Origin of the sequence: Halobacillus mangrovi (genome assembly GCF_002097535.1) — a bacterium.
GTDB classification, from domain to species: Bacteria; Bacillota; Bacilli; order Bacillales; family Halobacillaceae; genus Halobacillus; species Halobacillus mangrovi_A.
Genome location: NZ_CP020772.1, coordinates 235,334 through 262,227 on the forward strand (window position 1 = coordinate 235,334; position 26,894 = coordinate 262,227).

The 26,894-nt window shown below is 42.3% G+C and carries 24 protein-coding genes and 2 tRNA genes; 18 read left to right on the plus strand and 8 right to left on the minus strand.

Annotated features, from left to right (window positions below; translation table 11 throughout):
• Window positions 1-15: 15 nt before the first annotated feature.
• From HM131_RS01360 to HM131_RS01375, 4 genes are all read left to right on the plus strand, one after another.
• Window positions 16-1,989 (plus strand): DHH family phosphoesterase, encoded by a 1,974-nt coding sequence (locus tag HM131_RS01360; protein WP_085027195.1) that lies wholly within the window; start codon window positions 16-18, stop codon window positions 1,987-1,989.
• A complete protein-coding gene (rplI, locus tag HM131_RS01365) occupies window positions 1,986-2,432 on the plus strand; it encodes a 50S ribosomal protein L9 (protein WP_085027197.1) in 447 nt (148 codons plus the stop codon). Before HM131_RS01360 ends, rplI begins: the two co-directional genes overlap by 4 nt.
• A 109-nt stretch (window positions 2,433-2,541) precedes the next feature.
• Window positions 2,542-3,903 (plus strand): replicative DNA helicase, encoded by a 1,362-nt coding sequence (gene dnaB / locus HM131_RS01370; protein ID WP_085027199.1) that lies wholly within the window; start codon window positions 2,542-2,544, stop codon window positions 3,901-3,903.
• A gap of 213 nt (window positions 3,904-4,116) precedes the next feature.
• Window positions 4,117-5,445 carry a short-chain fatty acid transporter gene (locus tag HM131_RS01375; RefSeq protein ID WP_085027201.1) on the plus strand — a complete coding sequence of 443 codons (1,329 nt, stop codon included), beginning with the start codon at window positions 4,117-4,119 and terminating at the stop codon, window positions 5,443-5,445.
• 144 nt (window positions 5,446-5,589) lie between these two features.
• Here the strand turns inward: HM131_RS01375 and HM131_RS01380 are convergent, their stop codons facing one another.
• Both HM131_RS01380 and HM131_RS01385 read right to left on the minus strand, forming a co-directional pair.
• On the minus strand, window positions 5,590-6,444 hold the full coding sequence (locus tag HM131_RS01380) for a Cof-type HAD-IIB family hydrolase (RefSeq protein ID WP_085027203.1): 855 nt from the start codon (window positions 6,442-6,444) through the stop codon (window positions 5,590-5,592).
• A complete protein-coding gene (locus tag HM131_RS01385) occupies window positions 6,435-7,217 on the minus strand; it encodes a DeoR/GlpR family DNA-binding transcription regulator (protein ID WP_085031728.1) in 783 nt (260 codons plus the stop codon). Before HM131_RS01385 ends, HM131_RS01380 begins: the two co-directional genes overlap by 10 nt.
• 233 nt (window positions 7,218-7,450) lie before the next feature.
• Between HM131_RS01385 and HM131_RS01390 the strand changes: the two genes are divergently transcribed.
• Both HM131_RS01390 and HM131_RS01395 read left to right on the plus strand, forming a co-directional pair.
• Complete coding sequence (locus HM131_RS01390) at window positions 7,451-8,740, plus strand: adenylosuccinate synthase (RefSeq protein ID WP_085027205.1); 1,290 nt, start codon at window positions 7,451-7,453, stop codon at window positions 8,738-8,740.
• A gap of 72 nt (window positions 8,741-8,812) precedes the next feature.
• A complete protein-coding gene (locus HM131_RS01395) occupies window positions 8,813-9,349 on the plus strand; it encodes an LOG family protein (RefSeq protein WP_085027208.1) in 537 nt (178 codons plus the stop codon).
• A 27-nt stretch (window positions 9,350-9,376) separates the two neighbouring features.
• Here HM131_RS01395 and HM131_RS01400 read toward each other — a convergent pair whose 3' ends face one another.
• Entirely contained in the window at window positions 9,377-9,877 is a 501-nt protein-coding gene (locus HM131_RS01400; RefSeq protein WP_085027210.1) for a hypothetical protein, read from the minus strand.
• A 147-nt stretch (window positions 9,878-10,024) separates the two neighbouring features.
• Here HM131_RS01400 and HM131_RS01405 point away from each other — a divergent pair.
• From HM131_RS01405 to HM131_RS01445, 9 genes are all read left to right on the plus strand, one after another.
• Window positions 10,025-10,101 (plus strand) — tRNA-Asp (locus tag HM131_RS01405).
• Window positions 10,102-10,371: 270 nt separating this feature from the next.
• Window positions 10,372-10,444 (plus strand) — tRNA-Phe (locus tag HM131_RS01410).
• Between the two features lie 337 nt (window positions 10,445-10,781).
• Window positions 10,782-12,137: a peptidoglycan DD-metalloendopeptidase family protein gene (locus tag HM131_RS01415; protein WP_085027212.1), complete on the plus strand. Its 1,356-nt coding sequence runs from the start codon at window positions 10,782-10,784 to the stop codon at window positions 12,135-12,137.
• A 142-nt stretch (window positions 12,138-12,279) separates the two neighbouring features.
• Complete coding sequence (gene yycF, locus HM131_RS01420; RefSeq protein ID WP_085027214.1) at window positions 12,280-12,984, plus strand: response regulator YycF; 705 nt, start codon at window positions 12,280-12,282, stop codon at window positions 12,982-12,984.
• Between the two features lie 7 nt (window positions 12,985-12,991).
• Window positions 12,992-14,806, plus strand: coding sequence for a cell wall metabolism sensor histidine kinase WalK (walK, locus tag HM131_RS01425; protein ID WP_085027216.1), 1,815 nt, complete (start codon window positions 12,992-12,994; stop codon window positions 14,804-14,806).
• The gene (locus HM131_RS01430) at window positions 14,803-16,158 is read left to right on the plus strand and encodes a YycH family regulatory protein (protein WP_085027218.1); all 1,356 of its coding nucleotides are present in this window, start codon (window positions 14,803-14,805) and stop codon (window positions 16,156-16,158) included. Before walK ends, HM131_RS01430 begins: the two co-directional genes overlap by 4 nt.
• 17 nt (window positions 16,159-16,175) lie before the next feature.
• On the plus strand, window positions 16,176-17,087 hold the full coding sequence (locus HM131_RS01435) for a two-component system regulatory protein YycI (RefSeq protein WP_085027220.1): 912 nt from the start codon (window positions 16,176-16,178) through the stop codon (window positions 17,085-17,087).
• A 16-nt stretch (window positions 17,088-17,103) separates the two neighbouring features.
• On the plus strand, window positions 17,104-17,898 hold the full coding sequence (locus HM131_RS01440) for an MBL fold metallo-hydrolase (protein WP_085027222.1): 795 nt from the start codon (window positions 17,104-17,106) through the stop codon (window positions 17,896-17,898).
• Between the two features lie 78 nt (window positions 17,899-17,976).
• On the plus strand, window positions 17,977-19,200 hold the full coding sequence (locus tag HM131_RS01445; RefSeq protein WP_085027224.1) for a S1C family serine protease: 1,224 nt from the start codon (window positions 17,977-17,979) through the stop codon (window positions 19,198-19,200).
• 435 nt (window positions 19,201-19,635) lie between these two features.
• On the opposite strand, the gene HM131_RS01450 is transcribed toward HM131_RS01445, so the two are convergent.
• Both HM131_RS01450 and HM131_RS01455 read right to left on the minus strand, forming a co-directional pair.
• Window positions 19,636-20,337: a DUF2306 domain-containing protein gene (locus tag HM131_RS01450; RefSeq protein ID WP_085027226.1), complete on the minus strand. Its 702-nt coding sequence runs from the start codon at window positions 20,335-20,337 to the stop codon at window positions 19,636-19,638.
• A gap of 152 nt (window positions 20,338-20,489) precedes the next feature.
• A complete protein-coding gene (locus tag HM131_RS01455) occupies window positions 20,490-21,767 on the minus strand; it encodes an alanine/glycine:cation symporter family protein (protein ID WP_232324841.1) in 1,278 nt (425 codons plus the stop codon).
• 235 nt (window positions 21,768-22,002) lie between these two features.
• Between HM131_RS01455 and ltaE the strand changes: the two genes are divergently transcribed.
• Window positions 22,003-23,031: a low-specificity L-threonine aldolase gene (gene ltaE / locus HM131_RS01460; protein WP_085027229.1), complete on the plus strand. Its 1,029-nt coding sequence runs from the start codon at window positions 22,003-22,005 to the stop codon at window positions 23,029-23,031.
• Window positions 23,032-23,157: 126 nt separating this feature from the next.
• Entirely contained in the window at window positions 23,158-23,328 is a 171-nt protein-coding gene (locus tag HM131_RS20545; protein WP_157130737.1) for a hypothetical protein, read from the plus strand.
• Window positions 23,329-23,479: 151 nt separating this feature from the next.
• Here HM131_RS20545 and HM131_RS01465 read toward each other — a convergent pair whose 3' ends face one another.
• A complete protein-coding gene (locus HM131_RS01465) occupies window positions 23,480-24,856 on the minus strand; it encodes an amino acid permease (RefSeq protein WP_085027231.1) in 1,377 nt (458 codons plus the stop codon).
• A gap of 143 nt (window positions 24,857-24,999) precedes the next feature.
• Here HM131_RS01465 and HM131_RS01470 point away from each other — a divergent pair, with 143 nt between their 5' ends.
• Window positions 25,000-25,467, plus strand: a complete 468-nt coding sequence (locus HM131_RS01470; RefSeq protein ID WP_232324842.1) for an NUDIX hydrolase — start codon at window positions 25,000-25,002, stop codon at window positions 25,465-25,467.
• A 22-nt stretch (window positions 25,468-25,489) separates the two neighbouring features.
• On the opposite strand, the gene HM131_RS01475 is transcribed toward HM131_RS01470, so the two are convergent.
• Both HM131_RS01475 and HM131_RS01480 read right to left on the minus strand, forming a co-directional pair.
• Window positions 25,490-25,963 carry a staygreen family protein gene (locus HM131_RS01475; RefSeq protein ID WP_085027235.1) on the minus strand — a complete coding sequence of 158 codons (474 nt, stop codon included), beginning with the start codon at window positions 25,961-25,963 and terminating at the stop codon, window positions 25,490-25,492.
• Window positions 25,964-26,033: 70 nt separating this feature from the next.
• The gene (locus HM131_RS01480) at window positions 26,034-26,795 is read right to left on the minus strand and encodes a DUF4397 domain-containing protein (RefSeq protein WP_085027237.1); all 762 of its coding nucleotides are present in this window, start codon (window positions 26,793-26,795) and stop codon (window positions 26,034-26,036) included.
• Window positions 26,796-26,894 lie beyond the last annotated feature (99 nt).

Below are 26,894 nucleotides of genomic sequence, written 5' to 3' on the forward strand. Positions count from 1 at the left end.
AGGAGCTGAAAAGAAATGCCTAATTTTTTTAAAAAACCAACGATGAGCGGTCATTTATGGATTATCTATCTGATCTCACTCATCCTGCTCGGGTTCATATGGTTTTACCAATGGATGCTTGGATTAATGATGACATTATTCCTTGCAGCATCCATTTTCTATAGTGTCCGCACAGAGCAGAATATGATCAATGAGACAGAAGAATATATATCAACGCTATCCTACAGGGTCAAAAAGGTAGGAGAAGAGGCGTTGTTGGAAATGCCGATCGGGATCATTTTGTTCAGTGAGAATTTCACTGTTGAATGGGCCAATCCTTACATGAACAGGTTTACGGATCAGGATACAATCGTCGGCAAATCGTTGAAGGATATATCCGATCAGCTCATCCAGCCGATCAAGGATGATCAGGATGAGGTTTGGATCAATGTTGATGGATATAAGCTTCAGACAATTATTAAGAAAAAAGAGCGTTTGCTTTATTTATTCGATCGGACGAAGCAAACAGAGATTTCTAATCTCTATCAAAATGAACAGACGGTATTATCGATTATTTTCCTGGATAACTATGAAGAGATCACTCAGGGGATGGATGATACAGCTAAAAGTCATATTAACTCCCAGGTGACATCCATTTTGAACAAATGGGCTGGAGATTTCGGGATCTATTTGAAGCGGACCTCACAAGAACGGTTCCTTGCTGTGATGAATCAAGAAATTCTTCATTCTCTGGAGAAAGCCAAATTTGAGATCCTCGATGAAGTAAGAGAGTTGATCACAGATCAGAATGTGCCGCTAACCCTTAGTTTCGGAATCGGAGTCGGCCCTGTCAATCTTCCAGAGCTCGGCGAACTGGCGCAGTCCAGCCTGGACCTTGCACTTGGACGAGGCGGGGATCAGGTGGCGATTAAGGATGATTCGGGTAAAGTACGTTTCTATGGTGGAAAGACAAATCCGATGGAAAAACGTACACGCGTGCGAGCAAGGGTGATTTCCCACGCTATGAAGGAACTTGTCCAAGAGAGTGAGAAGGTCCTGATCATGGGGCATAAATCGCCTGATATGGATTCTATCGGCGCTTCAATCGGGATATTAAAGATTGCGCAAGCCAACGATAAAAAAGGTGCTATCGTACTGGATCCTGATGATATTGATACAGGTGTACAGCGAATGGTAGAAGAGATCGAGAAAGATGAAGATTTATGGCCTCATTTCATTACTCCTGAGGATGCTATCGAAGAAGTGACCAACGATACGCTTCTTGTCGTCGTGGATACACACAAACCTTCTCTCGTGATGGAAGAGAAGCTGCTATCGAAAACGGAGCATGTCGTTGTCATCGACCACCACCGGCGCGCAGAGGAGTTCATTTCCGATCCAACGCTTGTGTATATGGAACCATATGCTTCCTCTACGGCAGAGCTCGTAACAGAACTGCTTGAATATCAGCCGAAGAAACTGAAGCTTTCCATGCTTGAATCAACAGCATTGTTAGCGGGAATTATCGTAGATACGAAAAGTTTCACCTTAAGAACTGGGTCGAGAACATTTGATGCGGCCTCTTATTTACGTTCTAAAGGAGCCGATACCGTTCAAGTCCAGAAATTTATGAAGGAAGATTTGGACGTTTATGTGAAACGAAGCAAACTAATTGAAAAAGCATCCATCTACAGAGATGGGATTGCCATATCGACCGGCGATACAGGCCAAACGTACGGCCCTGTTATCATTGCACAGGCCGCCGATACGTTACTGACGATGAGTGGGATCGTCGCGTCTTTTGTCATATCAGAACGAAGTGACGGACGCATTGGCATCAGTGCCCGCTCTCTTGGGGATATCAATGTCCAGGTAATCATGGAACGAATGAACGGCGGCGGACACCTAACCAATGCAGCGACTCAATTAGAAGACACAACGATTGAAGATGCAAAAGCATTGTTGCAAGATATTATTGACGAATATTTTGAAGGGGGAGAATCAGAATGAAAGTAATTTTCACTGCTGATGTCAAAGGTAAAGGAAAAAAAGGTGAAATCAAAAATGTGAATGATGGTTATGCCAGAAACTATCTTTTAAAAAATAACCTGGCCGTTGAAGCGACTAAAGGCAATGTGCAGGCTCAAAAGGCGAAAGATGCTAAGAAAGAACAGCTTGCACAGGAAGAAATTGATGAAGCGAAAAAGTTGAAAGAAACACTTTCTGATATGGAAGTGAAACTGACGGCTAAATCAGGGGATAATGGCCGGCTCTTTGGCTCAATTACGAGTAAACAGATTGCAGAAGAGCTGAAGAAATCCCACAATATCAAAATTGATAAGCGTAAAATCGAACTTGATGATCCGATTCGTACGCTTGGTTATACAAATGTACCGGTTAAACTTCACCCTGAAGTGACTGGAACGATTCGCGTCCACGTGGATGAGAAATAAATAGATTCATAGAAAGGGAATATCCATTTTCCTCTTATGATCTATCCATTTGACGCGGTGCAACATTCAGGTTCAACACCTGCGCTAATTTCTAGAGGAGGAAATGCTAGTGAGTGAAATGTGGAATGATCGTACTCCGCCTCATAATATAGAGGCAGAACAGGCGGTACTTGGTGCGATCTTTTTAGAGCCAGAAGCGATGTCGACAGCCGCGGAGTATCTACTCCCAGAAGATTTTTATCGAGCTAGCCACCAGCGTATCTATGAAGTCATGTTGACGTTATCGGATAAAGGAGAGCCGATTGATCTCGTTACCGTGACGACGGCTCTTTCGAACAACAAAGTGTTGGAAGAAGTCGGAGGGGTTTCCTACTTAACGGATGTCGCAAACTCTGTCCCGACGGCTGCCAACATCATGTACTACACGCAAATAGTCGGTGAAAAGTCTACACTTAGAAGCTTAATTCGTACAGCTACCAACATTGTGACCTCAGGATATGCGGAGGAGGATGACCTTGAGGATGTTCTGAACTCTGCGGAGAAGGATATTCTGGAAGTCTCTCAACGTAAGAACTCCAGTGCTTTTAAAAGTATTAAAGATGTGCTGATCGATGTCTATGATAATATTGAACAGCTTCATAACAATGATGGCAGCACAACCGGAATTCCTACGGGATACAGGGATCTTGACCATCTTACATCAGGCTTCCAGCGGAATGATCTGATCATCATCGCTGCCCGTCCTTCCATGGGTAAAACTGCTTTTGCGTTGAACATTGCCCAAAACGTTGCGGTTCACACGGATGAAAACGTTGCGATTTTCAGTTTGGAGATGGGAGCGGACCAGCTCGTCTCACGTATGCTTTGTGCTGAAGGGAATATTGATGCGCAGCGGCTCCGTACTGGAAACATGGAGGCTGAAGATTGGAACAAGCTCACGATGGCGATGGGAAGCTTATCCAACGCAGGCATTTATATTGATGACACACCTGGTATCAGAGTAAGTGAAATTCGTTCCAAGTGCCGTCGTCTTAAGCAAGAACACGGTCTTGGCATGATCCTGATCGACTATTTGCAGTTGATCCAGGGAAGTGCGAATTCTAAAGAAAACCGTCAACAAGAGGTATCCGAAATTTCCCGTTCCTTAAAAGGATTGGCGCGTGAACTGAATGTTCCGCTCATCGCCTTATCCCAGCTTTCCCGTGGAGTAGAATCCAGACAGGATAAGCGCCCGATGATGTCGGACTTGCGTGAATCAGGATCGATCGAGCAGGATGCCGATATTGTCGGATTCTTATATCGTGATGATTACTATGATAAAGAATCAGAGAACCAAAATATTATTGAAATTATTATATCTAAGCAGCGTAATGGTCCGGTCGGTAACGTTGAGCTGGCGTTTGTGAAGGAATATAACAAGTTCGTCGACCTTGATCACCGTTACACGGATGCCGATATCCCGCCTGCTTAATGAAATCTATGAAACTCCTTTGTCAGCTATCAAATATGAGAGCTGATGAGGGAGTTTTTTTATTTGGATCATTTTTAATGGTAATCGTTTTTATTAATGTTGTTTGAATGTCTGGCTCTTTTTCATACAGACCATGGCAGGGATATTGTGACGAATAACGAATGTTATAGAATGGGCATTTTTGTAAAATATACAATAATTAAGGGGGAAACTATGTTAAAACGTACCATTAATTTTTCTAACAGAATCATGCAACGTTATTTACCCGATCCATTCTTATTTGTTATTCTATTGACCTTTGTCGTATTCTTTCTCGGTTTAATTTTCACAGATAGTACACCTATACATATGGTTCAATATTGGGGAGAAGGTTTTTGGAATCTTTTAGCTTTCTCTATGCAAATGGTCCTTGTTTTGGTAACGGGCTATGTTTTGGCAAGCAGCCCTATTTTCAAGAATGGACTTGGCAGATTAGCTTCTTTAGCTCGTAGTCCAGGTCAAGCTGTCATCTATGTCACATTGATCTCCTTACTAGCAAGCTGGATCAACTGGGGATTCGGCCTTGTCATAGGTGCTTTATTTGCCCGGGAACTTGCAAAAAGAGTAGAAAATGTTGATTATAGGCTGTTAATTGCAAGTGCTTACTCAGGATTTATCGTATGGCATGGCGGTTTAGCCGGTTCCATACCGTTAACCATCGCCACTCCAGATCATTTCACACAGGCATCAATAGGAATTATCCCAACTTCACAAACTATTTTTGCAGGCTTCAACCTTGCCATTGTCGCTGCTATATTTATCGTTTTACCTATCTTGAATCGAAAAATGCTACCTAGTAAAGAAAATCGAGTCACCGTCGATCGCTCGTTATTGGAAGACGAAACATCATTGGGAGCAGCTACGTTAGAAGAGCAAGCTCCTACACCAGCGATACGATTGGAAAACAGTAAAATTTTATCATTAATCACTGCTATTTTAGGGATTTCTTTTCTAACCTATTATTTTGTAACGACTGGTTTTAAATTGAACCTTAATATCGTCAATTTCGCCTTTTTATTTCTCGGAATTCTATTCCATGGAACGCCAAGCCAATTTCTTAACTCAGTCTCTGATGCAGTAAAAGGGGCAAGTGGAATCATCATTCAATTCCCTTTTTATGCAGGAATCATGGGGATGATGGTCGCCTCTGGACTTGCGGCACTGATGTCGGAAGGGTTTGCGTCAATTTCGACAGGTTTCACCTTTCCCTTTTTTGCTTTTATCAGTGCTGGAATTGTAAACTTTTTTGTACCCTCTGGTGGTGGACAATGGGCTGTTCAAGCACCTATTATGATTGATGCTGCACAACAATTAGGTGTATCAGTACCCAAAACAGCTATGGCTGTGGCATGGGGAGATGCATGGACAAACTTAATTCAACCATTTTGGGCACTTCCGGCTCTTGCCATCGCAGGCTTGAAGGCGAAAGATATTATGGGCTTTTGTTTAATCGTCCTTTTTGTAAGCGGTATCATTATATCGCTTGGGTTACTATTTTTATAAGTAGACTATGAACGGTTACGTAATACTTCGATTTGAAGAAGAATAAGTAGAGAAGACGACCTTTATTTAAAAGGCCGTCCTCTTTTTATTTTCATCACTCCTCGTTACGCCTCCCTTGAAGTTACGCCAAGAAGTGGGTGAAACTTATGTCAGCCAATGATGAATCGCATGGGCAACACCATGGTCGTCATTGCTTTTTGTAACAAAGCTGCTTGCTTCTTTAACGGCTGTCCTGCCATTTTCCATGGCGGCACTATGTCCAGCCTTTGCAATCATAGATAGATCGTTTGGACTGTCACCGATAGCCGCAGTGCGTTTAATTGAATGTCCTAAGTGATTGGCCAGCTTTTCTAAAGCCAATCCTTTCGATGCGTGCTTATGCTCAAGTTCAAAGTTATGAAAAGCAGAACTGACAAGCGTCAAGTTCGGGTAACTTTCAAAAGTTCCCCAGCCTTTATCCAGCTTCTCCTTTTCAAAGGAAAAAGCCAGTACATTGTAAATAGGCGTACCTGCATCCAAAATATCCTGATAAGACTCAACATGATAAAAGCCTGTCTGGCTAAACTGTTTCTCGATCGCCTCTGTCAGTTTTTTGATATCCTCATTAGGGTTGGCACTTTGGATGCGATCCAGCTCTATTTGCAAGAGCTCCCTGCCATTTTGAGGAGTTAAAATAGCAGAATCGCTGAACACTTCATAATAGAACTGTTCTTGATCTAACCACTCTAAAATTTCTACCGTATCTCTCTCTTCAATCGGAACGGAATGAAATAACGTTCCGTTTGGCTCATGGATGGTTGCTCCGTTCGCGCCGATCACCCATATATTCAAACCTGTCTTTTCAAGAACATTTCTAACATCAAATTCGGCTCTTCCTGTGGCGATCACGACTTCGGTTCCTTTTTGCTGAGCCATCTTGATCGCATCAATGTTATCCTTACTAATCGTATTCTGACTGTTTAACAGTGTTCCATCTAGATCAATTGCAATTAACTCCATACATCTGCCTCCTCTTGCCCTGCCACCAAAAGTTCAACGTTACAGCGGTCAAGCAGCCGTTGAAATTCCGGGTCTGGTTCCTTGTCTGTAATAATCAAGTCGACATCTTCCAGTTCAGCGAATTGAAAAAATTCCGTGACTCCGAATTTCGTATGGTCGGCAAGGACAATGACCTGTTTCGCCTGTTGGATCATATTCTTTTTCACCATACCGTCTTCTTCGTGCGCAATGGTCAATCCATTTTCAGAGACCCCCACTACTCCTATGAAAGCTTTATCGACATGGAATTTTCTCAATCGTTCAATGACAGATGTACCAAATAAGAAGCGATGTTCTTTTTGTAGCGAACCGCCGAGGAGCTGGATATTTACATCCTTCTTATTCGAAAGGATTTCGGCCTGGTTAATCGAATTGGTAATGACAGTACATTCAATCGCTTCTATATGATTTGCGCAGGCTTGAACGGTAGTCGATGTATCAAGGATGATTTTATCACCGAGCTGAATGAGCGATGCAGCTTTCTGTCCGATCTGTTGTTTTTCCTGAGAAACGGTCTGCAATCGCTTTGTATAATCCTTGATGATATTATGGGAAGAAGGCAGGATCGCTCCCCCACGCGTTCGCACAATGGCTTTCCTGTCTTCAAGTTTAACTAAATCTCTCCGTGCTGTATCCCTCGATACTTGAAACAAATCACAGATTTGTTCAACAGAAATACGACGGTTACGGTTTAAGTATCGAATAATTTCAATTAAACGTTCCTCTTGATACATCAGGTCCTCCCCTTCCATATCTATCCTCTTTAAGTCATCATAAGTTATTTGTAATTAAATATCAAGTATAATAAGTTAATGTAAGTATAAATAAGTAATCATGAATATGTTTATAATCGAACATTTGAGAATATAAATTGTTTATTGTTCGGATATTGCGTTGACTTGATGAGGTAAGATTGGTAAACTGACGGTGGAATTAATTTAAAACAAAAATTTGGCGGAGGTGCCTTATGTCTTCAGTAGTTGTTGTCGGAACCCAGTGGGGGGACGAAGGAAAAGGCAAGATTACCGATTTTCTATCACAAAATGCCGAAGTTGTTGCTCGCTACCAAGGTGGAAACAACGCGGGTCATACGATTAAATTTGATGGTGTCACGTATAAACTGCACTTAATTCCATCTGGAATCTTTTTTGACGATAAAGTATGTGTACTTGGTAACGGGATGGTCATTGATCCTAAAGCTTTGCTGGATGAGCTTGCGTACTTGCATGATAAAGGGGTCTCTACAGATAACCTGAGAATCAGCAACCGCGCTCACGTGATTCTTCCTTACCATTTGAAATTAGATGAACTTCAAGAAGAGGAAAAAGGCGCAAATAAAATAGGAACGACGAAAAAAGGAATCGGACCTGCTTATATGGATAAAGCTGCACGTACAGGGATCCGTATTGCCGATTTGATGGATAAAGAAAGCTTCCGTGAAAAACTAGAGCAAAATTTAGCTGAGAAGAACCGTCTGCTCGAAAAAGTTTATGAAACGGAACCTTTCACAGTAGAAGAAATTTTAGATGAATATTACGAATATGGTCAGCAAATCGCTCAGTATGTATGCGATACGTCTGTTGTCTTGAATGACAAACTGGACGAAGGGCGTCGTATTCTTTTCGAAGGTGCACAAGGGGTTATGCTGGATATTGATCAGGGAACGTATCCTTTTGTGACTTCTTCCAACCCGATTGCCGGTGGAGTTACAATTGGTTCTGGAGTTGGTCCTTCTAAAATCAAGCACGTTGTCGGTGTATCAAAAGCTTACACAACCCGTGTTGGAGATGGTCCGTTCCCGACTGAATTGGATAATGAAATCGGTGATCAAATTCGTGAAGTGGGAAGAGAGTATGGCACGACAACTGGGCGTCCGCGCCGTGTCGGATGGTTTGACAGTGTGGTTGTACGTCATGCCCGTCGTGTGAGCGGGATTACAGATCTATCCTTGAATTCCATCGATGTTCTCACTGGAATTGAAACACTAAAGATTTGCACTTCTTATAAATACAAAGGTGAAATCTTAGACGAATTTCCTGCGAGTTTGAAAGTCTTAGCAGAATGTGAGCCAGTTTATGAAGAAATGCCTGGCTGGACAGAAGATATTACAGGAGTGAAATCCTTAGATGAACTTCCAGAAAATGCACGTCACTATATTGAACGTGTATCCCAATTGACTCGGATTCCGCTTTCTGTTTTCTCTGTAGGTCCAGATCGTTCTCAAACGAATGTGGTTCGCAGCGTTTATAGTGAATAATAATTTTTCACGCCTGACTTGGCTAAGTTAGGCGTGTTTTGTTTAGGATAGAAATGAAGGAGGGTGTTTCACGTGAAACGGATATGTGTATTTGCAGGGTCGAGCGCCGGAAATGATCCGGCTTTTGCAAAAAGAACGAAAGAACTGGGGAAAGTGTTTGCTGAGAAACAGATTGAGCTCGTTTATGGAGGGGCTCAAAGTGGACTGATGGGAGTGATGGCCGACGCCATTTTAGAAAAAGGCGGGAAAGTCACAGGCATTATGCCTACTCACCTTTTTCAAAAAGAAATTGCACACCCTGATGTTACAACAATGATTGAAGTTGAAACGATGCATGAGCGAAAAGCTAAGATGAGTGAGCTCGCAGATGGATACATTGCGCTCCCCGGAGGGTTCGGTACGTTTGAAGAATTGTTTGAAACAGTGAGTTGGGCTCAAATCGGACTGCATGAGAAGCCGTTAGCTTTGTTCAATATTGAAGGCTACTACACTCCGCTGATGAACTTAATCAATCATGCGATTGAAGCGGGATTCGTACCTGAGGCCAATCGACGTTTGATTTTAGAATCTAATCAGCCAAATGAATTGGTGAAAATGATGAAACTATAAAACCGGGCTAGAAAGGCCCGGTTTTTATTATACATTAATGGTCGTGACAAAAGTGAACCCTAAATAGCGGTAAGAGACTTCAATTTGTTCAATAGGGATCTCTTCTGTAATACTTAATCCATAAATGCGGTTGGAATCGTTACTTTTTGCAGCTACTTTCCTCTGATCCTGATCCTGATCCTTTGAGCTAACGGGGGAGCTGTTTGGTTCGAGGGTGATAGATTTGTAGTCTTGCATGTGATATTCCCCTTTATAGGGATTGTAAGTATTGGATATGATAAAACCAGTATCTGAATCACTCACTTGAACTAAAGGATTAGTAGCGGGCTCGTTTCCATTAATGGATACATCCGTAATTTTAATGTCACCCATCAGGCTTTTGTTGCCAAGTGCGACGATCACGGATTGCTTGTCGGTCGTTGTACCTACAGAGCCATGGGCTAGCGGTGGATTAAGCTGTAAAAAACCCATAAATCCGACTGTCATGATAATAAGTATGAATGCTAGAGTCTTGACCGTTTTTTTCATTATTGCACCTCCTCTCTACTCGATAATGTTCGTTTAGAACGTCAAATTATAAATGAATGTTGGATAGAAGACTAAAATTCTATTGCGCCTGGGATTCAGCTATGATATGATATTCATCGTTGCGGTAAAACAACAGCATGTATTGCTGGTCCGGTAGTTCAGTTGGTTAGAATGCCTGCCTGTCACGCAGGAGGTCGCGGGTTCGAGTCCCGTCCGGACCGCCATTTTTATTATAGCAGGGTTGCAGAGAGAAATTAATCGAAACAACTACTGAAACTATGGCGAATTAATGAAGTTTTAATCTAATCTTCTTGGCTTGCAGATAAGTCGGTAGAGAAGCCGTAAAACACCCTCGAATAGTCACCATCGTAGGCTTTGCGAGGAGCGTAGGCTACACCGAATAACTTGCAATGTGACGAGCACAGGACATCTTTGAAATCACATCGAAACCAGGTATGGTGCGAGAACAAAAATATACCATCTATCTTAATCATGGCTCGGTAGCTCAGTCGGTAGAGCAACGGACTGAAAATTCGTGTGTCGGCGGTTCGATTCCGTCCCGAGCCACTTTTAAAAAACGTCTACGAAATTTCGTAGACGTTTTTTTTGTGTGTATGTACTGGAAATTAAAAGAACAATATTCAAAAAATTTCTAAAAAAAGAAATAAATTCTACTAAAAATTGTAATCAAAATGTAATCGTTTTAGTGTAAATTTACATTATTTAAGTAAAAATAAAATATTTTTTTCGAGATATTGGAAACTATATTATGTCTTAATTACAAGCTTGGAAATCTATTTTAACAGGGTTTTGGCTATGATAGATTTAGGGAGTGAGAAATAATTCTTAATAAAAATATAAATAAATAGAAATATACGGTAATTTTTTAACAGGAGGATACGGGATGTTTCGCAGCAAAGGTATAGGAAAAAAAATAGCCGCAACTGCTTTAATTGGTCTTAGTTTAAGTGTCGGTACAGCATATGCTGAGAACAGCTTTAAAACTACATACCACGTTTTTGTAGATGGTAAACGTGTAGGAATTGTAGAAAACGAAGAAGTTGTAAAGAATTATGTTGAAAATCGGGTCGAAAATGCTGAGAATAAACACGAAAATTGGGATATGGTGGTCGAGGAAGATGTTTCTTTCGAGTCTGAAAAAATGTTTGCCCCCGACTTAAAAAATGATAAAGTAATCCAGTCCCTAGAGGAAGAACTTACGATAGCGGCTTCCGCTGTAGATTTACAAATAGATGGAGAAACGGTTGCTTTTCTTCCTAGTGAAGAGCAGGCAGACGAAGTAGTCCGTCAACTTAAAGAGAAATATGTCGATGCTGAAACCTTGACTAAACTTGATGAAGCCGAATCTAAAGGAGAGGCGGAGAAATTAGGAGACAATAAGTCAGCCATTACAGATGTTCAGCTTTCCGAAAAAGTGACAAAAAAACCAACGAAGGTTCAACCTTCTGATATGACCACAGTGAAAGAAGCCGTGGCTAAAATCGAGGAAGGAGAAACTTCTGTTCGATACGAAATGTCACAGGATCACCTAATGAATGCTGATGCTAATGAAGAAGAGCAAGAACAGCCGGATGGCGAAGACGTAGAAAAAACTACAGAGAAGGATCCATTGCTAGATGTCATCGTAAAAGAACAAGGCACAAAGACCGAGACAATCTCCCATGAAAAAGAAGTGAGAGAGACGGATGAACTCTACAAAGGAGATACGGAAGTAAAGCAAAAAGGAGAAGACGGGGAAAGAACCATACACTTTACGAAAACGATAGTGAATGGTGAATTAGATGAGAAAGAAGTTACGAAAGAAGAAGTAACAAAAGAGCCTGTCAAAGAAATTATCTTAAAAGGGACAAAGGTCGTTCCTTCCAGGGGCACTGGGAACTTTGAATGGCCGGCGATGGGCGGTCAAATCACGAGTAAGTTGGGGCAACGCTGGGGCCGCATGCATAAGGGCATCGATATTGCCGGCGTCAGTGACCGAACGATTAAAGCTGCTGATAACGGAACAGTCGTAACGGCTGAACGTCAGCCAAGCTTTGGAAATAAAATTGTAATTGACCACAATAATGGGTATAAAACCATTTACGCACATCTTGCTTCCTTCGACGTAAAAGAAGGAGATGTCGTGAAAAAAGGTCAGTCTATTGGAATAATGGGAACAACAGGGCATTCGACGGGAATTCACTTGCATTTTGAAGTGCATAAGGATGGTTCACTAAAGAATCCACTTTCCTATTTCTAAGTAGAACATCCACTATGAGGCCTCATAGTGGATGTTTTTTATAAGTTTAGGGAATGATTCTATATAGATGAAGTAAGACATTTAGCTGTAAATAAGTTAAAATGAGATAGAGTATAGAAGTTGATGAAAAGGATGTGACTTTATGGCTCCAAAGATTCTAGTCGTAGATGATGAAAAGCCTATAGCTGATATATTGAAATTCAACTTAGAAAAAGAAGGATACGAGGTCGTGTGCGCTTATGATGGCGATGAAGCGATCAATAAAGCAAACGATGAAAAACCTGATTTAATTTTACTTGATATTATGCTTCCAAATAAAGATGGAAACGAAGTGTGTCGTGAAGTAAGAAAGACACAAAATATGCCGATTATTATGCTGACCGCGAAAGATGCGGAGATTGACAAGGTTCTTGGGCTTGAAATGGGAGCAGACGATTATGTGACCAAACCATTCAGTAATCGTGAATTGATTGCCCGTGTTAAAGCGAACCTGCGTCGTCAGCAGCAGGAACCTGAGGATAGCACAGATCAGCCGAAGGACATTACCATCGGACGTTTGGCGATTCACCCTGATGCTTACACCGTAACGAGGGACGGTTCTTACATCGAACTTACTCATCGTGAATTTGAATTGCTGCACTACTTAGCCCGTCACATTGGACAAGTTATGACCCGAGAACACCTTTTAGAAACCGTATGGGGCTATGATTATTATGGAGACGTTCGCACGGTTGACGTAACGGTGCGCCGTCTGCGTGAAAAAATAGAGGAGAACCCGAGTAACCCTGTTTGGATTGTTACCCGACGCGGGGTAGGCTATTACTTAAGAAACCCAGAGCAGGAGTAAGGGTTTTATGAAAAAGGTTGGCTTTTTTCAGTCGGTCCGGCTGAAACTTATTGTTGTGTACATTTTACTCATGTTATTAGGCATCCAAGTCATTGGTGCCTATTTTGTTAAGAAATTAGAAGATCAGTTGACAACTAATTTTACGACTTCTATTGATGACCGTGTAGAATCGTTGACCTTTAGTTTGCAGAATGCCTTTACAGCAGAAAGAGGGGAAGATTCCCCAACTCTGGAAGCAGAGGTGCAGAATCTGCTCGAAGAATTTAATAAGACGGATATTAGTAAGCTTCAGGTTATTGACAGTTCACAGAGCATAATTGCTAATATAAGCGATCAGTCAGCCATCGGAAAAAAGGTAACAGAATCTAGAATTACAAAAGTGTTCATTCTGGGGGAATCACAGCCTCAGCCCGTTACTTCCGATGGTGAACGCTTATATGTCGGCGCCAAACCGATTATAGATGAAGAAGGTAATATCGTAGGTGTGCTAAATTATGAAGCGCAGATGGACGGTATATATAATCAAATGCAATCGATTAATCGGATTTTTGCTAATGGAACACTGCTTGCTATTGCCATAACAGCTTTATTAGGTATTCTTGTTGCTCGAACGATAACGAAGCCGCTGACAGAAATGAAAAGACAGGCTCAAATTATGGCTACTGGTGACTTTTCACAAAAAGTCGATGTGAAAGGGAATGACGAGATCGGTCAGCTTGGGATCACCTTTAATGATTTGAACGATAAATTGAAATTAGCCCAGGCTACAACAGAAGGCGAGCGGCGGAAATTAAGTTCCGTTCTGTCGAATATGTCAGATGGTGTCATCGCTACAGACCGGCTTGGGGCGATCATATTAATGAATGAACCCGCAGCAAGGCTGATTGGCCAGAATTTTGAGGATGTCCAGGGCCAATCACTCATCGACCTTTTTGATCTGAACGATCAAGTTGAAGAAATGAGTGAACTGGAGGAGACTGGCTCTCTGATCATTGATTTAAGCACCGAAGATAAGCACTTATTGTTAAAGGCCAATTTCTCTGTCGTTGAAGATGAAAACAATGAAATGAATGGGTTTATCACTGTAATCAGTGATGTTACAGAGCAAGAAAAAGTTGAACAAGAGCGTCGAGAGTTCGTATCGAACGTATCGCATGAGCTTCGCACACCGCTAACGACGATGAGAAGCTATATCGAGGCGCTAAACGATGGGGCGTGGAGAGACGAAGATATCGCCCCCCGATTTTTAGATGTTACACAAAATGAAACTGATCGGATGATCCGTCTAGTGAATGATCTCCTACAGCTGACTAAGATGGATCACAAAGAGACCACCTTAATGAAAGAGCGGGTCGAATTTATCGGTTTCTTCAACCATATTATTGATCGTTTTGAAATGAATAAAGATGAAAAGATGACCTTTGAACGTAATTTAGATACCCGCAACATGTATGTGTGGATGGATAAAGATAAAATTACGCAAGTGTTAGATAACGTCATTTCTAATGCCATCAAGTACTCCCCGGAAGGTGGGACCGTCCGCTTTGATGTTCACTCCACTAGGAAGCAGCTAGTGGTGAGTGTATCAGATGAGGGGATCGGGATGCCTCCTGATACCGTTGATAAGATCTTTGATCGCTTTTACCGCGTGGATAAATCAAGGGCCAGAGAAATGGGCGGAACCGGACTTGGTCTCGCTATTGCCCGGGAAATGATTGAAGCCCATCACGGAAAAATCTGGGCAAGAAGTAAAGAGGGTAAAGGAACCACCGTTTACTTTACACTACCGCTCATGAGTCAGAAGCGGAGGGGTCAATCGTGAATATAGAAACTATGAAGTCCGTCATTTTAGTCATATTGATTGCCTTCAGTTTGTTATTAACTGTCGCATTATGGAATTATCAGCCGAATTTCAACCAAGCAGATGAAAATAAAGACATTGGTCCAACGACGCTGGAAGAGGCGGGTGGAGAGCAAGTTGAAATTCAGAACCTTGTCGAACCAGCTAAGGTTGTGTACCAAACTCAAGGGTCCTATTATTCTTATGCAGATCCTAACGATCGTTCCCAGCTTTACGAGCAAATGAAACAATGGCGATTAGTAAATATCAATGATAACCCCTCACCTCCCGAACTTGAAGAAGGGGATAGAGCAGCGGAAATCATCTTTCCCTCTAAGTTGCCGCTTGAAGTGCTGAATCATATTTTCTCTATTAAAGAGGATTTACCCGAAGAAGACTCTGTCTTTGATCGTATATTTGTGGTTCATGAACATGACTCTGAGTCTGTATCTCCTTATATGGTTTACATCATGGATACGAATGAAGACGAGAATCCGACGAAAGTGAGTGCGTCGCTTACTGAAGAGGCAGCTACCCAGCTTTTTAATGAGGTAGACAATCATGAGATGGTCAGTCATTTTCGCTTGGATGATTGGAGTGGAGATACAGGAGATGCCACTCAGTATAATCATATTTACCTGCCGGCTGACAAAAATTCTTATCCTACAGAAGTATTGCAGACTAATAATGTTCCATTAACGCCCTTACAAAATTTTCTGTTTCCGGCCAGCTCAACAATTAGACAATCATACTCGGACTCTGTGGATCGCAGATATGTAGAAACCTTTCGAGTGCTTGATGTTTATAACGATGAACGACTGATGAAGTATCAATATAAAATTACGAACCAATCCCCATATTGGACCCAATATGAGTTGTTTAGTAAAAGTGTCAACGATATGAATAACCATTTTGGATGGACGAACCCATTCCGCCTTGAGAACATCTTAGCTAATAAAGATAAAGTCAGTTACCGCATGTATTATAATGGGTTACCTATTTATGAAGAGGCAGGTTTATCGACAATATCATTGAAATATGAAGGCAGTTCGATCCAGGAGTATATCCGCCCGTTAGTCTCGTTCTTTCCTGTTCCCTATGAAAATGGTGAAGATTCCTCTGTGACTATAGAGTCTGGAGAAGAAGTCATTAGTAAAATCAAAGAAAGAGAGATCGCTTTAGAGGATATTGACGATATACAAGTCGGGTATAAGTTAACAGAACAAAGTATGCGACTAGCATACAGCCTGCTGCCACAGTGGTATATCAAGATCGACGGGGAATGGATATCGTTATTCAGTGAAGAAATTACGCAAAATAAAGAAGTATCGTAAATGAGGAGGCAAAGATAATGCAGTGGGGGCAAATCAAATTATTATTCATTCTAAGCTTTCTCATTCTCGATCTCTTCCTTTTACAACAATTCTTAAGTAAACAAGAACAAACCGAGTTACCTCAAAGTACAACAACAGGGAATACCGTTCAGCAAGAGCTTGAGAACAATAACATTACTCTTTCTGAAGAGATCCCACCGGAAGTTCCGATGGTACCAAACGTTACGTCGACCCAGAGCGAATTCTCAGAGGAGGTTTTATCCGATATTGAAGCCTTGGAAGAAGAAGGATCTCAGCAAATCAACTTTGTAAGAGATAATGTCTTAAAAGCAACGCTAAAAGAGCCTGTAGAATTTACAGAAGACAACGTTATTGAGAAAGTAGGAGAATTCGTCCCTTTTAGCAACCAGTACTCTTATTGGGGATGGAACAAAGAGCAGAACGTATTACTCTTTTTCCAGAAAACGAATGATCGTACGGTGTACTTCAATAGAAGCGGATTTTTAATGGTTAAAGTGGAAGATGGTAAAATGACAGAGTATGTCGCAACGTTATTGTCTTTTGAGGATGAAGAAGTAGAGAAAGAAACGTCTTTAATTTCTCCAATGACGACCGTTAAACGTTTGTTGGATGAAGGTAAAATTGAAACCGGGGATGAAATTACTTCAATGAATATCGGGTATCTAAACGGCATCACCCTATCTCCAGGTGAGGAGAATGGACCGCAAGTATTCGGACCAACGTGGAAAGTAACAGTGAATGGAGAAGAAAACCATTTCGTCTATGCGATTGATGGTAAAATTTTTCCTGTAGATGAGGAGAATTTCATTCAAACGGCTAAAGAGTCATATGAAATGACTGATTCAGCAGAACCACCATCTGAATCAGAAAGTGAAAATAGTGAAGAGAGTTCTGGAGAAACCAATTAAATGGAGTGTCAAACGAATGTCATTACGTTTTAGTGTACTCGCATCAGGCAGTACAGGAAATGCTTTCTATATAGAATCAGGGGATGAAAAGATTCTTGTAGACGCGGGACTAAGCGGTAAACGGATGGAGAAATTACTAGGACAAGTTAATATCGATCCGAATGAGCTGTCACGCATTTTAGTCACTCATGAACACAGCGATCATATTAAAGGGTTAGGGATTATGGCGCGCCGTTACAACCTCCCGATTTATGCCAATGAAAAAACGTGGAAGGCAATGGAAAATCATATCGGAAAGGTCTCTCTTGAACAGAAGTTTCATTTCAATATGGAAGAAACGAAGTCATTTGGAGATTTGGATATAGAGTCCTTCGCTGTTTCCCATGATGCCGCTGATCCAATGTTCTATACGTTCCGTCATGAAGGAAAAAAAGTCGCTTTAGTTACCGATCTAGGCTATGTATCTGAACGAATCAAAAAGACGGTAGAAGATGCGGACGCTTATATTTTTGAGTCCAATCACGACGTCAGTATGCTTCGAATGGGAAGGTATCCGTGGAACGTTAAACGAAGAATTCTTGGCGACTCTGGTCACGTATCGAACGAAGATTGTGCTCTTGCGCTTACCGATATTTTATCGGATCGCACGAAACGAATTTATTTAGCTCACTTAAGTCTTGATAACAATATGAAAGATCTCGCACGCATGTCTGTATCGAACATTCTTCAGGAGAGAGGATTTGAGCTGGGATCACGCCTCGAGCTTCATGATACAGATCCTGAAGAAGCTACACCGATGTTCGAAGTTTAAAAAGTTTTATTTTCTTAGGAAACAGGAAACAATATCTAAGTAGATAGTTTACGAACGAGAAAGGACAGGTGAAGATGCGTGGGTTATTATGATGATCATTCTAATGCCACCCAGCAGCATAAACAGCGGCGACGCTGGGTCATGCCTACCATTGTAGGTGTCATCCTCGGTGCTGTTATCGTCTTATTAGCGCTTCCTGCACTCGTACAAACCGAGTTGCTGCCTTATGACATTACGATCCCGGAGGATGAAAGCGGCCTTGTTCAGGATGATCAAGGACTTACAGGGAATACGACCAAGAATGTCGAACTTGATGTTAATACACAGATCACAGATGTAGTTGAGAAAGTCACTCCATCTGTTGTAGGGGTTGTCAATCTTCAGTCTCAGCAGAACTTTTGGGAAGAAAGTGGAGATTCCCAGCAAGCAGGCGTCGGTTCTGGTGTCATTTATAAAAAAGAAGATGGGACAGCTTATGTGGTTACGAACAATCACGTAATTGAAGGAGCAAATGAGATCGAAGTCGTCTTAGCGGATGAGACGAGAATCAAAGCACAGCTTGTTGGAAGTGACATATTTACAGATTTAGCCGTACTTAAGATGTCTGGTGAACAAGTAGACAGTGTTGCTGAGATTGGAAGCTCTGAAAATCTGAAGGTGGGAGAACCGGCCATCGCTATCGGTAACCCGCTTGGATTACGCTTCTCTGGATCCGTTACTCAAGGAATTATCAGTGGAAAACAGCGCGCTATTCCTCAGGATTTTAATGGAGATGGACTGGAAGACTGGCAGGCAGAGGTGATTCAAACGGATGCCGCGATCAACCCGGGGAACAGTGGAGGAGCTTTGATCAACATTGATGGACAACTCATTGGGATCAACTCCATGAAGATTGCCCAATCCGCCGTCGAAGGAATTGGATTCGCCATTCCAATTGATTCGGCGATGCCAATCATCAACGAACTTGAACAATATGGCCAGGTCAACCGTCCTTACATCGGAATTGAAGCTTATGGATTGAATGAAGTGCCAACGTCTGAGTGGGAAAACACCTTGAATCTCCCTGAAGAAGTAGAAGGCGGTTTGTACATTCGAAGCATCAGACAGATGTCTCCAGCTGCGAAAGCAGGAATGAAACCGCTGGATGTCATCACACAGTTAGATGGACAAAAAGTCGAGGACATCATTGACTTACGTAAGTATTTATACAATGAGAAAAATCCAGGCGATGAAATGGAAATTACCTATTACCGTGACGGCGAAAAGAATACAGTAACCGTAACCTTAGGCTCACAGGAGTAAATCTAAAAAGAGGGGATCTATGAACGAAGTAGATCTCCTCTTCTTCTATGTGCACATATTTTTGTACAAAATTAATATCCACAGGATGTGCATATCCCTCTGGATAAATAGCATATATGGTAGTAGAATTTATGTTCGCCACCATATAGCCCTGGGGTTTTGTGCATATGTGGATACCAAATGTGGATAACCTGTTCATAGATTGGGATAACTTGTGAATATTAGAAAATTAACAATAGTTGTGCATAAGTCTGTGGATAGTGTGGGTAACTAAAAACGTTAGTTTGTTTTTCCACATGTGTATAACCTTTTTTCCTTTAAAAATAAAGGTTTCGTTAAGTTTATGAATCCTCCGTAAATCTTGTCATTCTGTATGAATCAGTGAAAATCCGTACATATGAGCGCCTTTCAATAACGACATTCGAAAGTTTCATTTTATGCGCCTCGTTTTACCGGTGAAATACGAAATTTTTTCTTATAGTAGCGAGTGTAGCCAATGATTATCGGAGTCAACAAAATTGTCGGCAGAAACCATAGAAAAATATTGATACTTGAAATGTTCAATAATCTTGGAGCACCGAAGACAGTGAAAGCTGTGATCGTAGCGATCGAGCAGCCAATTAAATTCCCGAAGTGTTCAAAATACCAATGCATGTTCGTTCGTGGTGGCCTCAGCCAATAGTTGAGCTGTCCATATCCTAGAAAAACGCCTAAAATAGGAAAAAATTTTAACAGAGTGAAGTCATTGATCCACCCAATTCCTATGGTTATCAGTGAACTAATGATAAGCAGAGTGGATAGGCCGAGATCCCACAAATTACGGTGTCTCTCTGTTCTTTTTTTGTAGCGAAGTACGCGTATCCCGTTCCAGGCAGTAGAAGCACTTAGGACGGCAATAAAGATAAGAAAGAATGAAAAAGAACGTTCCTCCGCATTCCTTGAGGTATCAAAACCAATTCTGTATATCCCCATATAGAAAGCACTGAAGGCAACGACAGCCATGGCCCACACATACACCCAGCCGATTCGTTTGTGAAGCTTTCCACCTTTTTTCGTTACAAGAGGAATCCAAAAAATGGCTAGTGCGGTAAACCCTGCGATTACATGCAGCATCAATACTGATTTAAAAAGGTCCATAATGTAATGTATCCTCCTTACCTTCCATGTCATTGATAACGAATGTTTACGAGACGAAGGAAGGGATCTCCTTCTTTATCGGTATCTTTTACAAAAATAAGCACAAAACGGTCCGGAAGATTCCGGACCGTTTTGTGCTTATTTAGGATTTTTTAAAGAGTCTGCTGCCATGTTGATTTTATCACTTTTGTTAATCCTAACAGGGCTAAGATGTTCGGGATGACCATCAAGGCATTGAATGTGTCTGCGATTTCCCATACAAAATCCACCTGTACAAGAGAACCTGTCACGATAAAGATAAGAACGACACTTCGATAAACTCCTACCGCCTGATCTCCAAACAAGAATTTGACGTTCACTTCCCCAAAATACGCCCAGCCTAAAATCGTTGTAAAGGCAAAGAACAATAAACAAATGGCAATGAACGGAATGCCGAAGGATCCGAGACCGCGGGCGAAGCCTTCCTGAGTGATCGCACTTCCTTCAAGGCCGGATTGATGAGCATTGGTAAGCAGAACGACCATAGCGGTCAGTGTACAAATAATAACCGTATCGATGAATACTCCAACCATGGCGACGAGTCCTTGATGCGTCGGGTGTTTGACCTCAGCAACCGCATGAGCATGCGGGGTAGAACCCATGCCTGCTTCGTTCGAGAATAGACCACGCGCAATTCCGTAGCGGATCGCTTCTTTAATTGTAGCACCAAGCGCTCCTCCTGCCGCAGCTTCTGGGCTGATGGCGGCTTGTACGATCAATTGGAGCGTCGGAATGATCTGATCCGCGTAAGAGATAAGGATAATCAAGCTTCCTCCGATATATAGAAGCGCCATAAACGGCACCACGTTACCGGCAAAGTTTGAAATCCGGCTAATCCCTCCGAATAAGATCAATCCAACGAAAAAGGCGATGATTACGCCGATCACAAGGTTGATTGGCAGTGAATCGACTCCTATCGCCTGATTCATGGCTACTGTAATGGCGTTTGATTGGACCATGTTCCCGATAAAGCCTAAAGCAATGATGATGGCGATGGCGAAAAAGCCAGCTAACCACCGGCTGCCAAGACCGTCCCGGATATAATAAGCCGGTCCACCAACGAAATGGCTCCCCTTTTTCACACGATACTTCTGCGCCAGAATCGCTTCTGAGAAGATGGTCGCCATTCCGAAAAAGGAACTGATCCACATCCAAAAAATCGCGCCAGGACCTCCGGAAGCAATGGCCGTAGCCACACCAGCAAGGTTTCCAGTTCCGACTTGAGCAGAAATAGAAGTTGCCAGGGCTTTGAAGGAATTGATTCCCTCGGATTTTTCTTTTTTAAACAATGGGGCGAATGTGAGCTTGAACCCTTTCCCTAAATGGCGAACTTGGATGAACCTGAGCTGCAGCGTCAGCCACACCCCCGTACCAAGCAAGAACACAAGCATAACGGGTCCCCATAAAAAACTATTTATATCTTGAAAAAATGCTGTGATTGTCTCCACAATGATTCCCTTTCCTTTTATCGCTTTATCTGATTAATGTATCCCAGTATCGCATTTGCAAGCGTTTTACGGCAAGTCTTTTAAAATGTGAATTTATGGGAGTCGGTGGAGGGTCAAAATCATTTCCAATGTTTCTTTTATTCCGTACAATAAAATTAATAATGAGGAGGAGATACATATGATCGATTTGCGAAGTGATACGGTGACGAAGCCTACAAGAGAGATGCGTCAAGCGGCCTATGAAGCTGAGGTAGGCGATGACGTGTACGAGGAGGATCCGACTGTAAAACGCTTGGAATTTACAGCAGCTGAGATGCTCGGAAAAGAAGCGGCGCTGTTTGTCACAAGCGGCACGCAGGGAAACCAAATTGCCGGACTGACCCACTGTAACCCTGGTGATGAGGTTCTTTTGGAAGCGAACTCGCATATTTTTCTATACGAAGGTGCTTCAATGTCTGCATTAGCTGGTGTGCAGCCAAGGACGATAGAGGGAATTCGCGGCGCTATGGATCCTACAGATGTGCGCGCAGCGATCCGATCGGATGATATTCATTTTCCAGAAACCGGACTTATTTGCGTTGAGAATACTCATAACAAGGCTGGCGGAGCAGTTGTGCCTTTAGAGAACATGCAGGGCATCTACGAAGTCGCAAGGGAACAAGGGATTCCTGTTCACTTAGACGGAGCCCGCTTGTTTAATGCTTCTGTTGCTAGTGGACTATCAGTTCAGCGGTTTGCTGATCAAGCAGATACTGTCCAGTTTTGTTTATCAAAAGGGTTGGGTGCCCCTGTAGGATCGGTCATCGCTGGATCAACTGATTTTATTCGTAAAGCTCGAAAATGGAGAAAACGGCTGGGTGGAGGCCTGCGTCAGGTCGGAATGATAGCGGCTCCAGGGCTGGTTGCTTTAACAGAAATGGTGGATCGATTGGCAGAGGATCATGACCAGGCAAAGATTCTCGCAGAAGGTTTAGGAAACGTGAAAGGGATCGAGATTGAAGGAAAAGTGGAAACAAATATTATTCTCGCTAACGTAGAAGGATTGAACCTGAGCGCAGAAGAATTTTTAGTTCAGTTAAAACAAGAAGAGGTTCTTGCTGTTCCATTTGGTGCGCATACGGTCCGGTTTGTTACGAATTATGACGTATCGCAGGGCGATATACGTGAGGTTATAGAGCGGGTCCATCATATAGCAAGCCGAGTATAATTTGTACTCATAATTTTGACTGGCTGTTCATAGGATAGAATACAGAATCAATCTAGCCGATCTCTTGGTTTCAAATCGTTCATCTGGTGGTAGAAAAAGAGTCATCAAACCTTGGAGGTGGGTTCCATGCCGGAATTAGAGGCTGGTCACACTGTAAAAAGAAAGCCGTTAGCCCATGAACATGCCTTCGCTGAGATGTTTGATAAGGATCGCTTTGTCGATGTAATTCCACTGGATGAATTAGGGAAACACTTGAGGAAGACGAAATCGTATAAGAAGCTGAAAAAACGGAGATGACCCCCAAATCATCCCCTTTCGGATCGGTGCGACGATCCGAAAGGGGGATTTTTTAATTACAGAAACCTCCTGTTAAGTGACCAGGAAGTTTCTCGTTATTATTGAGTTATTTCTCCTCAGGTCATCCAGATTCTGGATGACCTGAGGAGGGTCAATTCTTCCTGAAAATCACTTTATAAGTGCCAAAGATAAGTGCAATTAAGACGGCGCTAACCAGGAGGCCGATGCGTTCATTTTCGTGGAAGAGGGCACCTGATATGGCTAATAAGATTAAGCCTATGCCCAAGTAAGAGGTATAAGGATAGCCGAACGCTTTGAAACTGTGCTTGTCCTTGTAAGAAGGATGTAATTTTATATGGGAGGCAAGGATCATTCCCCAGTTAAGGATAAGCATGACGCCGGCTGCCGTGGTGACGTATTCATACATGGTGTCAGGCAGCAAATAAGAAAATAGAATCGATACCGCAAGTCCTCCTGCGGTTAACAGTAAGGATTTTACCGCTACGCCTCGACTGTTTTTCTCCTTTAATTTCTGCGGGGCATCGCCGTCTTCGGATAAAGAGACCATAACGTGGCTGATTGAAAAGAGCGCACCGACCATAGTTGAAAAAGCAGCACTAATGATAATAAGGTTAAAGATCGAATCGATGTAAGGAAGATGAAAGGCAGATAATGCAGTGACAAAGGGACTTTCGGATTCGTCAATGACTTTCCAATCCACCATATTTACTACGATAAATAAGGAAAGTAAATAAACCGTTACGAGGATAAGGATTAATCCGGTGCCGGCCTTAGTGATATTCTTTTTGTGCTTTAATTCTGAAGAAGCAACTCCGACAACCGCAATGCCGCCGAATGAAAAGAAAATAAAGATAAGCGCGGACCAAAGTCCTTTCCATCCATTTGGGAACCACTCACTAATGCCTCTGTCCTGCAAAGAACTTGCTTCGTTCAGATCAAGAACCCCGAACAAAATTAAAGCTCCAAATCCGATAAAGATGATGAGCGTGGCTAACTTTACGATGGCAAAGAGAGACTCGATTTGCCCGAAGTTTTTCACCCCAAGCAAATTAATCCCGAAGCCTAATGATGCATAGATAATCGAAAATAGCCATAGAGGAACGGCCTCAAACCAATATTGGGTAAACGTCGACAGAGCTACAATTTCACTGGACATGATCAAAAGCCCGGATAACCAATACATCCAGCCGGATAGGAAACCAGCGGAATGTCCAAATGCTTTCTTCGCATAGGCTCTAAAGGAGCCCTTCTCGGTATCGTTCACCGTCATTTCTGCAAGCGCACTGAATACAAAATACGTTGTTAAACCAGCAATTAAGTATCCTATTAATACTGAAGGGCCTGCTGTTTTAATCGATAGTCCGGTTCCAAGGAAAAAACCAGCTCCTATAATCGAGCCAATCCCAATCAGGGAAAGCTGCCACCAGGTGATGGTTTCTTTCCCCTTTTTAAGTTGTTTATTTTTTTTATGTTCGACTGCTTGTTTGACCAGGTGATGGTGTTTCATGTGGAACTCCTTTATGAAAAGTAATCGATAAGTCCTTTTGCTTTTCAGTATGTCCTTATGAAGAAAAAATATCGGGCTGCCGTAGTTCCTCAATAGCTGTGTTATGATCAAACAGGATTACATAATAAGGAAGGAGTATTTATATGGATGTAAGGTTTGAAGCAAGGGAGACAAGGTTCAATTATCGATCGGCCGGAATTTTGATTGAAGAGGGCCACGTCCTTTTTCATAAACAGAAAGGTGACGCTTATTGGGCGCTTCCGGGTGGCGGAATTGAGATCGGGGAGAAGTCGGAGGACACCATCATTAGAGAAATGAAAGAAGAGTTGGGCTATGAAGTAGAGGTGATTCAGTCCTTATGGGTAGCAGAAAATTTCTTCACCTATCATCAGAACGATTTTCATGAGCTTGGATTCTATTATCTTTTACATACGAATGAAAGCCATTTACAAAGCGGACCCTTTTACGGCTTAGAAGGGGAGCGGCTGATTTATCAATGGCTTCCGATTGAAGCATTAGAAGATTATCACTTACAGCCGTCGTTCTTATCCAAACGGCTTCAAGATTTGCCTGATCAGATCGAACATGTCATTGTTGAAATGCATGAATAAATGGAGAGAATGACATCGTTCTTTATTCTGAGAGAATTTCATTTAAATACTGCCGGGGTGTCCCGTAGTAAATGACCTGACGAAACTCCGCGTACACGGATTGAAAGTACACAAAGATGGGCGCGTCAAGCAGGAACGGGTAAAAAGAGAAGAACATTCGGTCGCCATAAATCATTCCTTTTAATGCCGTTGTCATTTCTTTATTAAATATAGTAAACCGAACGTTTGCTTGTTCGTTGCTATATTCACCCCCATCTACATACGCTTGCCCTTTCAGATAGAAACGACGCCATGAATCCACGAGCCATTCACCAAGGACTTCATCCCTCATTTTAGGATTAATCGCGTTTTTATTAAACATATAACCTACATCTAAAAATAATTCAGCTGTCATGTCAGAATGGGTAAGCGTGTATTTTCTCCCTCTGAGGGGCTGGCTGGAATCAGCAGGAGGCAGGAAGGTCACAGATAACTTCCCAGGGTCAAAAGCAGCCATGGTCAATCCTCCAATCGAAGTTTTTATGCAGAAAAAATACAGGCAAGCAGGCTGCCTGTATTTTTACCGATCAAGGTTGAAGAAAAATCGCTTCAAGCGGAGGCTGCCCTCCAGCTAGACCTACGGCCACGGCTGTGTAAGCCTGATTAGGGTTTAACGTTACACCAGGAATTTGTAAAGCTGCCTGGTTGGTTCCCGAGACTCGTACTTCAAGATCGGCGGTCGTCGGTGGCAGCGTCAGATAATTGCTCGCTTCTCCGAACGATACATTGCGGAAGAGGACGTCGCCACCTTTTACAGCGATATCAACAGCCGGAGCATTTGGTGATAAATGCCAGAAACGAGCCTTTGCATTTCCTGAAGGTACTGTATCGTTATCTACCAAAGCAACCAATCGCAAATTCTCTACTCTTCCTGCAGCTGCTACTGTGTACATTTTACCTGCTTCTACAGATACGTTTTGTGATAAAACTGGCTGGTTCGTCGCTCCTTGAGGATAGATGTCGATCTTATACTGTCCTGGCGGCACGCTTAGATAATCACTTTGCTGTTTAAAAGATACGCCCTCTAAAATTTTCTGTCCGTTCACATAAATATCTACGGCTGGCGCATCAGGAGAAGCATGAAGCACTCGCACTTTTGCTTGCCCGTTCATTCCTGGCATCCTCATCTGTCCGCCGTGATGCTGCATCATCAATCTTTGCATACACTCAAGATGTCTCTGGTAATAATACACATGCTTCTGAGGATCTGAGTACTTATAATAATTCGATAATAGATCATACTTAGCCGCTTGCCATGCCAACTGATCACTATTGTCGTAAGGATACATGAGCTTACCCCTTTCTTAAAAAACTTCCAACATAAGCCTATTCATTTTTTAAAAAAAGAGAACACTCTTGTATGCCACGGAGGACTCATCTTAATCCCA